Below are 3,375 nucleotides of genomic sequence, written 5' to 3' on the forward strand. Positions count from 1 at the left end.
ATGTATCTTTGAAAGACCGAGAGATATCGCAGCTCAACATGATTATTAGCTAATTTAGATAAAACTGGCGTTGCCTACACCACATTGTCTGTTGTTAATGAATCATTGCGTCCCGGCGCCTCGTCGCCGTCGCCCTGATCATCGTTTGCTGCGTGCCCGCCTGGCTGCTCTCCGTGTTCTATCTGCAGGGGGTGCTGGTATTCCTGGCGTGGGTATGACGGAAAGCGAATAGCAGTGACAAGAACAACAGGGCCACAATGCTGCCTGATATGTATAAATAAAATGAAAAGGGCCTTGTGTTTCCGTCCGGCAGACTGATCGGATGGGTGTCCACAAGCAGCCCGATCGGAGTCATATTCCCGTGTGTTACATACGCCCGCCAACGGCGGATGCCGCCGGGGGTATTCGAGAAATGCTGCTTTCGCGGCCAGTCCACTACCGTTATGCCCGCGTCGTTCTTTTCCACCACCATGAAATGGCCCTGTTCATTCTCCTCGGAAAACGAGTGAATGATGAGATAGAGATTGCCCTCCCAGCGGGCAATCGCCTTGCCTGTCCATTCACAGGGCAAGGTGTGCAATCCCTCCTCTTCAAGGTAGTTCCGAAGTTGTTCCAGGGATGCCGCTTCATGTCCAGTACCCAACGCCGCGCGCAGCTTTTCCGCATCGGGGGAACGATCCAGGAGGCGCTGTTCCAGGTATCCCGCGCAACGTACCGCACAGGATTGTCCCGTCAATTGATCCGGCTCGGCGCCTGCGGCAAGACAGCCACCCCAAGCAATCCAGCATAACAACAGCCACGTACGCCATAAATATAAATTGCCCATAAGCGGGTTACGGTTTCCCGAGCCAATACCGCCAACCCGCTACAGTGATACCTCCTAAGATCCCAAGAGCAATCAAAATGATTACCAGATCGGCATGACGCTCCAGCCAGGTCTCTCGCGCCGTTGTATATACTTCTTTGCTTTGTCGGTCAGAAACATTGGTTCCAGGGGGTATTTCAATTTCAAAATCGGAGTTCTTTAATGCTTTATTTAATTTTACGGTCTTTGGGTCAATCCAAAAATCATATACAATCGTTTTAGCCGGGTCGTACACATAGCCTCCATACAAGATGGCATAGAATTCACATGCAGTTATTTCTCCAGCCTTGAATTTTTCATTTCGTTCTGGACTCGAATTTTTGTTTTTATCCGTAGTATAAAAGAGTTCTTCACGCATGTGCGTAGGAAACCAGATATCTCCAAATGAAGTGTATTCCGTCAGAAAGAGGGAACTTCCTAAACGTATCGTTCGATAGATATCGCCTGTTACATATTGTTGCGCTTCCTCAAAGGTACAATATGCGGGTCGGTCCACAAAGTCCGCCTGTACAATTCGATTCTGCTCATCCAAATATATGTTGAGACCAGTGGCGGTTTCCTGTTCTAAGGTTGTCCAGTAAGCAAGAATTCTTTTCCCTTCACGTTCTATAAGTGTGGCGAAACCGGGCAAGGAAAGGATTGATCCTAACGTCAGATTAACCGTTGCGTTTTTTCTTGCTTTCTCTGTAGACTGCACATGGAACATTTTCCGCATCTGGCGCGTAGGACTCGAGTCAAAGAAACCGCGTCTATTTACTTCGGCCACAATCCTTCTTTGATGCCCCAGTAGCGTGAACTTGCCGTCCAAAAGGGACTCCGTCATGACGGCGCCTATCATTTCAGGGTGTTCTTGTTCACTATCAGGATCCAATGCCAAGGTAAGGGCTTCATAATAAAAATTCTTTCCCTGCCATCGAAATTTTACTTCTTTTTCTTCAAAGAAAATGGATGGTCCCTCTATACGCAATCTGTAGGTGCATTGGATGCTATTGATCGAATCCAACCATGCAAGTATCTCTTGCTTAATTTGTTCGCCTTCTACACGACTGTCAGGATATGCGCCGTAACACAAGGTAAAGCACAAAATAACAAGAGCAACATACATCAAAGACGTTTTCATGAGTATTTCCGATCAACAAATATTTATGGCTATCAACTTGTCACAACCATTCTTACTGCCTTTAAGCGTAGGAGTGCTACGGCAGTCACAATGCTTTTTCACAGGACTAGGTATTAACTTTTTACTATCGTCAGCAAAGAAATATTTATTCATAAAACTACATAAAGCCGGATATTTTTTATGGGCATATCTCGTTGTATTAGTCTTAGACGTAGCGTTAATCTACATTTCTAGATATCAGTACGTATTTCATAGCATGCAATTTCTCTACATTTGCTCGGATATGTTTCATTACACACTCCTGCCCTTCTCAGGTATCTTGCTTCACATGGTGCTGGACAGCCCAGTTCCTTGCACTCGTCAGCGCAGCAACCAAACCATGCGTCTGCATTTCGAGTATCACCTTTGTAACACACCATTTCATCCCCAAAACGGGCGGTTAGGCGTTCTGGCCCTTCGCAACCAGTGCACGGTTTCTCAGGGTCCAAGTTGCCAACCCAAACACAATGTTCATTCCCCATTTCATCACAGAGTTCGCCCTTACAATTACATTCGTTAGTTGCTTTTCCTGTAATCCTCGTGAGGCCCACTTTAGAAGTCTCCCGCAAGGAGCCAGATTCGAAAGGTATCGCGGGCGTAAACTCCGAGAAGACAATGGCCCCAATGACGATGCAAAGAGACAAGATAGTGATGGAGAGTTGCTTGTGGCTCATGATAATTTCCTTTCCACAGGGTTAAGGTTTTGTTTCGTTGTCCCAGCCGCTGAATCAAGGGCGAGACACGGAACTTTCCGAAAAACAAACGCCAATACAATACCGACTAAAATGAGAGAGATGGAGATGACCTGCGACACTGTCATACCCAGCAGGTCATGGGCACTGTCGCCCCGGAAGCTTTCAACCACACCGCGCAGGACACCATAGCCAATGAGATAGCCGCAAAATACACGCCCCTTCGTGACATTTTGACGCAAGAGCAAAAGAAGCGCCACGAAAAGAACCATCAGACCCAGGGTCATATACAGTTGCGTGGGATGGACGGGGAGGGAATGGGACGTGTCCGCCCAGATGCGCCCGTCGTTCACCTGTTGATGCCAGGGAAAGGAATAACGCGGGAAGTGTATGCCCCAGGGCAGGCGGGTTGGAGCACCCCAGCAACAGCCGTTACACAGGCAGCCTATGCGGGTGATCGCCTCGCCCAGCGCGACAAAGGGCGCCGCCAGGTCGAGCAGTGGTCGCAAGGGCAGGGCAAAGACACGCGCATAGACCAATAACGCAAGCAGTCCCCCGATAAAGCCGCCATAGAAGACAAGCCCGCTACCGGTTAAAAAGATTACCTGACAAAGGGGTCTATCGAATTGCACCAGGTAAAACAGTCGGGCGCCCAGCAC

General features: G+C 48.4%; 3 protein-coding genes. All 3 read right to left on the minus strand.

Translation table 11 applies throughout. From position 1 onward, the window contains the following. Positions 1-178 precede the first annotated feature (178 nt). Positions 179-826, minus strand: a complete 648-nt coding sequence (locus GX117_14000) for a hypothetical protein (protein ID NLO34443.1) — start codon at positions 824-826, stop codon at positions 179-181. 7 nt (positions 827-833) lie between these two features. Further along, a complete protein-coding gene (locus tag GX117_14005) occupies positions 834-1,985 on the minus strand; it encodes a hypothetical protein (protein ID NLO34444.1) in 1,152 nt (383 codons plus the stop codon). Positions 1,986-2,694: 709 nt separating this feature from the next. Next, the coding region (locus GX117_14010) for a prolipoprotein diacylglyceryl transferase (GenBank protein NLO34445.1) at positions 2,695-3,375 on the minus strand (681 nt) is incomplete at its 5' end.

It is taken from the genome of Candidatus Hydrogenedentota bacterium (assembly GCA_012523015.1).
In the GTDB taxonomy this organism is placed as follows: Bacteria; Hydrogenedentota; Hydrogenedentia; order Hydrogenedentales; family CAITNO01; genus JAAYBJ01.

Excerpts from the sequence above, each read along its gene's own strand:
- GX117_14000 (NLO34443.1), bottom strand. The coding sequence starts at position 826 with ATGGGCAATTTATATTTATGGCGTACGTGGCTGTTGTTATGCTGGATT.
- GX117_14005 (NLO34444.1), bottom strand. The coding sequence starts at position 1,985 with ATGAAAACGTCTTTGATGTATGTTGCTCTTGTTATTTTGTGCTTTACC.